Here is a 6,578-nt window from a genome sequence, read left to right as displayed (position 1 = left end):
TGCCTAGGACTTCCTCCAGCTCACACCTCACGGTGGATACCTTGTCTTCAGCTAGTGGTTGGTAACTACAGACCCCCACAGTGGACTTTCACCACCTAGTTAATTGCCATGCCTGGCACACTAAAATCACCCCCATATCTAATGATGTGGGGGTACTTGCTTTAAGTGCATATTAATATTTTGAAAGTAGGTTTTTCTCATTTCGCCCATCCTTCTATCTGATTTTATCAAAAATCAATAGAGGAAGAAAGTCCGAATTTGGTACACTTTTAAAATCAGTAGAAATATCAGTGAAATCAACGGCTTGAGTATGGTATAGGCTAAAGTGATGCCTAATTATCAATTATAAATTGAACTATAGATTCGCCTATAATATTTTGCTGTTCATCTCTTGTTATAGTTGCTGTATTGTCACCCTTTTGAAATCCATACCAACCATTTTGAGAATGATTACCTCCCTGAATAGGAATCCATTTTGTACTTTTCGGCAGTAGTTTTTTAGATTCATCAATCTTATCCTTTCCAACAAATCCATCTTTAGTCCCATATATTGATAAAACCTTTACTCCACTTGATGATAGATTATTACTTTTCTCCGGATATGCCGCTAAGAGTATTAATCCATTAATTTCATCATGGTTTTTGTATGCAAATTGTGCTGCCATAACACCACCGAGGGAGTGTCCAGCTATGTACCACTGCTTAATTTGCGGATATTTTTCTATAACAAAACCAGCTTTATTAGGAGAAAGTACAGCAAGGTTCAATGGCATTGGTACAATTATAACTTTAAAACCACCCTCTGCAACATTCTCAGCTAAAGGTGCATAAGCTTCTGGTGAAACTTTTCCACCAGGGTATATAATTAGACCTTTCGTAATTATTTTATTTTTAGCTGTATATTCAATCCAAGGTGACCCTTTATACTCAACTTTATCATTTGAACGCAACAAAATTTCAGCTTCCGGCATTGCTCTATAATAGTCGTTTGTATATGTTGTAATTATTACTATAATTATTATGGGAATAATAAATATAAAATATTTCCATTTATTTTTGATAAAAACTTTCAAATTATATCCCTCTTCCTATATAAGCTTTTAAAAAACTATAAAGTAATATTCATTAAATTTTATCTCAGCCCTCCTTTCCATAATATTCGCTGCTTTTGAAATTGTGTAGCAATTATTCCACAATTTGAAAAGTAGTTTATTAAGCATTATTCCATAAAAGCATTAACTCATTTTATCAGTCTCATAATTTTTTTACTATTATCCATCTTATTTTATACTATATTAACTATAATATGTTTCTTAATCAACTAATCAAGTTATAAATATAAACTAGTGTTTACCACTAAATGAATATATAATTCTAGTTGGTTGAATACTTTATATAATAGAAAGAATTTTAATTTTATAAATATTAATCAAATTAGACCATATTTAAATTTATTGTATGTTTAATTGAAAAATTTAGTAAAATAAGAGGGTGATTTAATAATGTCGCAACAAATAAAAGTGAAAATCCTAAAAACTTTCACGGTGCTTAGTTTTATTCTCATGGTTACTGTTAATGCATTAGCAAACATTTTGCCCATTAATGATATAACAACAGGTGGAGTTTCAGATTTATATCCTAATCTGTTTGCACCTGCTGGTGTTACATTTGCAATATGGGGACTAATATACCTATTGCTTGCTGTATTTGTAATTTATCAACTGGGACTATTTAAAGAAGCTGATACTAAATCTATAGTTAAACTTATTGGCGGTTATTTTATTATATCTTCGCTAGCCAATACGGCATGGATATTTAGCTGGCAGTATAAAATCATTCCACTTTCCATAATTTTGATGCTGGTAATACTGGGTTGCTTAATTAAAATTAATATTAATATAAACTCCATAGAACTAACCTCAAAAGAAAAGTCATTTGTAAAACTTCCTTTTAGCGTTTATTTTGGGTGGATTACTGTAGCAACAATTGCTAATGCCACCACAATGCTCGTTAGTTTAGGCTGGAATGGTGGGGGCTTATCTGAGCAGATCTGGACAATAATTATTATATTAATTGGCCTTATTATTGGTATGGCTACAACGCTAAAAAATAAAGATATTCCTTATGGTATAGTTATATTTTGGGCTTATTCGGGGATACTCATAAAGCATATTTCCTCAATTGGATTTGCAGGTGAATATACTGCGATCATCTCTACGCTTATCATTTCTTTAGTTGTTATTTTTATATGCCTACTATATATTGCAAAGAAGGGTACAAATGTTAGATAACTGTTTTAATAATGGATATTAGATGGAAAGTTAAAACATCAAAATTAAATACAACTGAATAATTTAGAAGAAGTCAATAATTTATGACTTATTTCCTTTTCTAATAAATCATCAAAATCTAACATTGGCATAGGCTTCGCATAATAGTACCCTTGTGCTAAATCGCAACCAATTTCACGAAGAAACTTAACTTGTTCTTTTGTCTCAACTCCTTCTGCCACAGTTTCTATTCCTAAATCTTTTGACATCATAATAATACTTTTAATTATTTTTTTACCACGCAATGTATTTAGGGTTTCGTTGAAAAATTCACGATCAATCTTTACTACATCTATGAAAACATCCTTTAGCATATTCAAGGATGAGTACCCAGATCCAAAATCATCTATGGATAGTCTAAAGCCTATTTTGTGAAGCCTTCTGGTAATATCAAAAATAATATCCATATTGCAAGCAAATGCACTTTCAGTTAGTTCCAATTCTATGACTCCGGGATTTATGCCATATTTTTTAATAATAGATTTTAATGTATCTACATATTCTGGGTTATGCAAATGAAGTCTTGACTGATTTACAGATACAATAAGTGGCTTTCTACCCTCTATTGCCCTCTTCTTTTGCATTTTACATATTTCCTCAAAGACATACATATCAATTTTAGTTACAAATCCATTCTTTTCAAAAACAGGAATAAATCCATCTGGCGGTATAATTCCTTTCATAGGGTGCTGCCAACGAATTAGCGCTTCTGCGCCTGCTATTTCTTCTGTTTTGAAATCATATTTTGGCTGCAGATACACCTTGAATTCTCCATTCTCGAGAGCTGAATGCATCTCTTTTTCTATTTCATTCACCTTAATTATCTGGTCATGCATATCATCATTGTAAAAGAAATGTGTACTAGTGTAGTTGCCTTTTATCATATTGGCTGCAATGCTTGCTCGGTCGCCGATTATATCAATTGTAATATTAGTATTCTTAATTATAAAAATACCAGTGCTTACAACCATATTAAAATGTGAATCAGTATCAAATTTAAAGTTTGTAATATCTTTTGTAATTTTCTCTATCCGACTTTCAATCTCATTTTTATTTACATATTCAAGGATCACACTAAATTTATCTCCTGTAATACGTGCGAAAACTTCATCCTTATTTAAATGTAACGATAACACATTTGCTATATGTATTAAAAGCAAATCACCTTGCTCATACCCAAAAATATCATTAATTAATTTAAAGTTGTCAATATCCATCACGATAAAAGCATGTTGATTACTATTGTTTTTAATAAAATTTTTGGCTTTAATTTTAAAGGAGTTTTTATTTTCACCACCAGTTAACTCATCAATATACTTAAGTGAGTTTTCCTTTCTCAAATCAATCTCCTGTTGTTTCCTGTCCGTTATGTCAAACACTATTCCAGATATAAATTCAGGTTTTCCATTAATATCTCTTTGTGTTATTTTGCCACAATCATAAAACCATTTCCAGCTCTTATCCTTGGCCTGAATACGGTACTCAGTCTCGTAAGCACTGGCTTTACCCTGCATATGAAGAACCATTGCATTCATTGTATTCTGGTAATCATCCCGATGCAATTTATCAGTAAAAAATTGATAATTTATTTTATGTGGTAATTCATCCATGGTATAGCCTAAAGTAGTTACCTTTAACATATTAAAAACAACTGAGTTAGTTTTTATATTCCAGTACCAATGCCCCAAATTTCCAGACCAAGCAAAATCAAGCCTGTCTTCCTGCTCTTTTTCCGCCAAGAGTTCCTTGTTAAGCATTTCAAGTTCAGCTATTCTCTCAATTAGCTGCTCACAAGTATTGCTAGTATAATCCATATGCTTCACCTCCACTATTTTCTAATTAGTTTAATTTTTAATATTTCATCATATTTTTTATATTTTTAACATTAAACCTATCTTCCCACCTGAATTTACGCTACAGATGTGATAAATAATTTTATCTGTAACAAATATATACTGGAAGTTATAGTCTTAAAAGAGCATATCGTTATAAATATTCTACAAATTCTCAAATGTTCCTCTTTATTCCTAAAAATATTCCTATATGCACTTATATTAATTGTTCTCCAACCTTTGATTTTAGAAAGTTCAACAAAGGACACACATTAATTAGTAATAAACTAAATTATGTTAAGATTTCAATAGTGATATCTCAAAAGAATTTATCTTTTCTCCTTAATATTTTCCCTTAAAATTTCTTCTTAATTAAAAATAATATGGTATACTAATTAAAGTTCTAATTTATATATTATTTTTTATTGATAAGGAGTATATTCTAATGTATCTATGGATTTGGTTGACGATATTATCAGGTATTTTATCAGGATTTTTGGATATTGCTAAAAAGAAGGCCTTTAAAAAGAATTCTGTATTAGTGGTACTAACTATTTATTCTTTCTTTAGCCTTTTACTTGTGTCTTTTGAATTTAACAGTGCTATGAGTATGAGTGCAGACACAATTCTTGTTATTTTTTTTAAAACCTTTATAGTGTTTTTAGTTTTTATTTTAAGTTTCACAGCAATTAAAAATCTACCTATAAGTGTTATAACTCCTTTTGATACTATTAACCCTTTATTTTCAATTATTTTTGGTATATTGATATTAAATGAGAGGCTTACATTATTTCAGTGCATAGGTATTATAATTATGTTACTTTCCTATTATTTTATTGGGAAAGTAGGTTCAAAAGAAGTAGTTAAACTATTCAATAACAAATATTTACATTTCATGATAATTGCTGCAGTTTTAAATGCTGTAAGTGCGACTATTGATAAGGTAATTTTAAGGTCTACTAACCCTGGACAAATGCAATTTTGGTTTTCCTTATTTATGTTTTTATTTAATGCTTCTACGTTATTTTATCTTAGACTGAAAAATAAAGATAAAAGCCCTATTAAGTTTGATTTATATATACCACTTATGAGCTTATTACTTATTATTTCCGATAGAATATATTTCACTGTATTAAGTATTCCATCTAGCCAAATATCACTAGTTATGCCTCTTAGAAAAATTTCAATTTTTATTTCTGTAATTATAGGTGGCTTAATATTTAAAGAGAAAAACTTAAAAGAAAAATTTTTGTGCATTTGTTTATTAATTTTAGGCATTTTATTTATTACTTTTTAGTGCATAGACAACTTTTATAATAAAATAAATTCAACATATTAAATCTAAACAATAGGGGCACTCAGCCTTCAAAAGATTGAATAAATTAGCTTTCCCTTTTTCCTTTTCCAATTGTAAATTTAATAAGTATTAATGCAATAATTGTTATAACTAATCGCAACCAATTATTATAAATATTAATTATATCATAGCTAACCAGTGCTTCTAAAGCTATAGATGGAGCCTTTCCAATCAAAGTTGCAACGGTGAATACCTTGCCGTTAACATTACTTATTGAGGCTGCCAGTGTCACAAATCCTGATGGTATAAACGGAATTATTCTCCCTTCACATATTAATAGTCCAGCCTTTTTCCCTTCACTATTAACTATCTCTGAAAGTAATTTATGTTTATCTGTGAATTTCTTTATCTTTTTCTTAAACCCTAATCTATAAACAGTAAAAGTAATATAGGCTCCTATTGTTTCTCCCAACAGAGATATCAAAAAACCCTGAACAGGCCCAAAAAAAACTATGTTAGCTCCAGTTACAAATACTGAAGGTAGTACCCCCATAAGCGAAATAACTATACTTATTAGAAGACTTATAGGAACTGCCATAAAACTGTTATTTTTAAAAACCTCAATTATATCACTTATATTAAACATTTCTTTCTCCTTTTTAGCATAGCATCTATCCAGACTGGGCAATTCTCTGTTTTGATTTTCCACAATTATTTATTGCAACCTCAACTGCTATTTCAAAAGCCTTCCATACTAGTTGATTTGATGGTGGTATTTTAGGATATATAAGTCCTTTGCCATTTCCATTAAACCTTATATCCCGAATGACCAACTAATATATTCTACCATATTTGCATGTAATCACTGTGGTAATATTATAAACCCTAATTAATATTAGCAACGAGAATAGCGACAGCACCATGGTTAACTCATTAAACAAACTTAAATCTAACTAAATTAAACCAATCGAATAGAAGCTAACAATTAAAATGTTTCGCCCCTTTCACAACACCCTACGTACCGTTCGGTATAAGGCGTTTTATTAGTTTACGGGTTTAACGTGGTTATAATAATCCGAAAAGAATATGTAGTTACGTTTCTTTAGAGTGTCATTTGTT

Annotated in this window: 6 protein-coding genes; 2 read left to right on the top strand and 4 right to left on the bottom strand. The window is 30.1% G+C overall.

Annotation, left to right across the window (positions count from 1 at the left end; all coding sequences use genetic code 11):
* Positions 1-332: 332 nt before the first annotated feature.
* Positions 333-1,073, bottom strand: a complete 741-nt coding sequence (locus ACJAX4_RS21040; RefSeq protein WP_435791393.1) for an alpha/beta family hydrolase — start codon at positions 1,071-1,073, stop codon at positions 333-335.
* Positions 1,074-1,502: 429 nt separating this feature from the next.
* On the opposite strand from ACJAX4_RS21040, the gene ACJAX4_RS21035 reads away from it, so the two are divergent.
* Positions 1,503-2,291 (top strand): tryptophan-rich sensory protein, encoded by a 789-nt coding sequence (locus ACJAX4_RS21035; protein ID WP_435791392.1) that lies wholly within the window; start codon positions 1,503-1,505, stop codon positions 2,289-2,291.
* A gap of 44 nt (positions 2,292-2,335) precedes the next feature.
* Here the strand turns inward: ACJAX4_RS21035 and ACJAX4_RS21030 are convergent, their stop codons facing one another.
* Complete coding sequence (locus ACJAX4_RS21030; RefSeq protein WP_435791390.1) at positions 2,336-4,144, bottom strand: bifunctional diguanylate cyclase/phosphodiesterase; 1,809 nt, start codon at positions 4,142-4,144, stop codon at positions 2,336-2,338.
* Positions 4,145-4,607: 463 nt separating this feature from the next.
* Between ACJAX4_RS21030 and ACJAX4_RS21025 the strand changes: the two genes are divergently transcribed.
* Positions 4,608-5,459 carry an EamA family transporter gene (locus ACJAX4_RS21025; RefSeq protein ID WP_435791389.1) on the top strand — a complete coding sequence of 284 codons (852 nt, stop codon included), beginning with the start codon at positions 4,608-4,610 and terminating at the stop codon, positions 5,457-5,459.
* A gap of 85 nt (positions 5,460-5,544) precedes the next feature.
* Here ACJAX4_RS21025 and ACJAX4_RS21020 read toward each other — a convergent pair whose 3' ends face one another.
* Entirely contained in the window at positions 5,545-6,105 is a 561-nt protein-coding gene (locus ACJAX4_RS21020; protein ID WP_435791388.1) for a TVP38/TMEM64 family protein, read from the bottom strand.
* Between the two features lie 25 nt (positions 6,106-6,130).
* Positions 6,131-6,292 (bottom strand): hypothetical protein, encoded by a 162-nt coding sequence (locus ACJAX4_RS21015; protein ID WP_435791387.1) that lies wholly within the window; start codon positions 6,290-6,292, stop codon positions 6,131-6,133.
* Between the last annotated feature and the right edge of the window lie 286 nt (positions 6,293-6,578).

The organism is Clostridium sp., from assembly GCF_051278035.1.
Classification (GTDB): domain Bacteria; phylum Bacillota; class Clostridia; order Clostridiales; family Clostridiaceae; genus Clostridium_AD.
The sequence above is the reverse complement of the archived record's forward strand: the minus strand, read 5'-3'. Positions and strand labels throughout refer to the sequence as shown.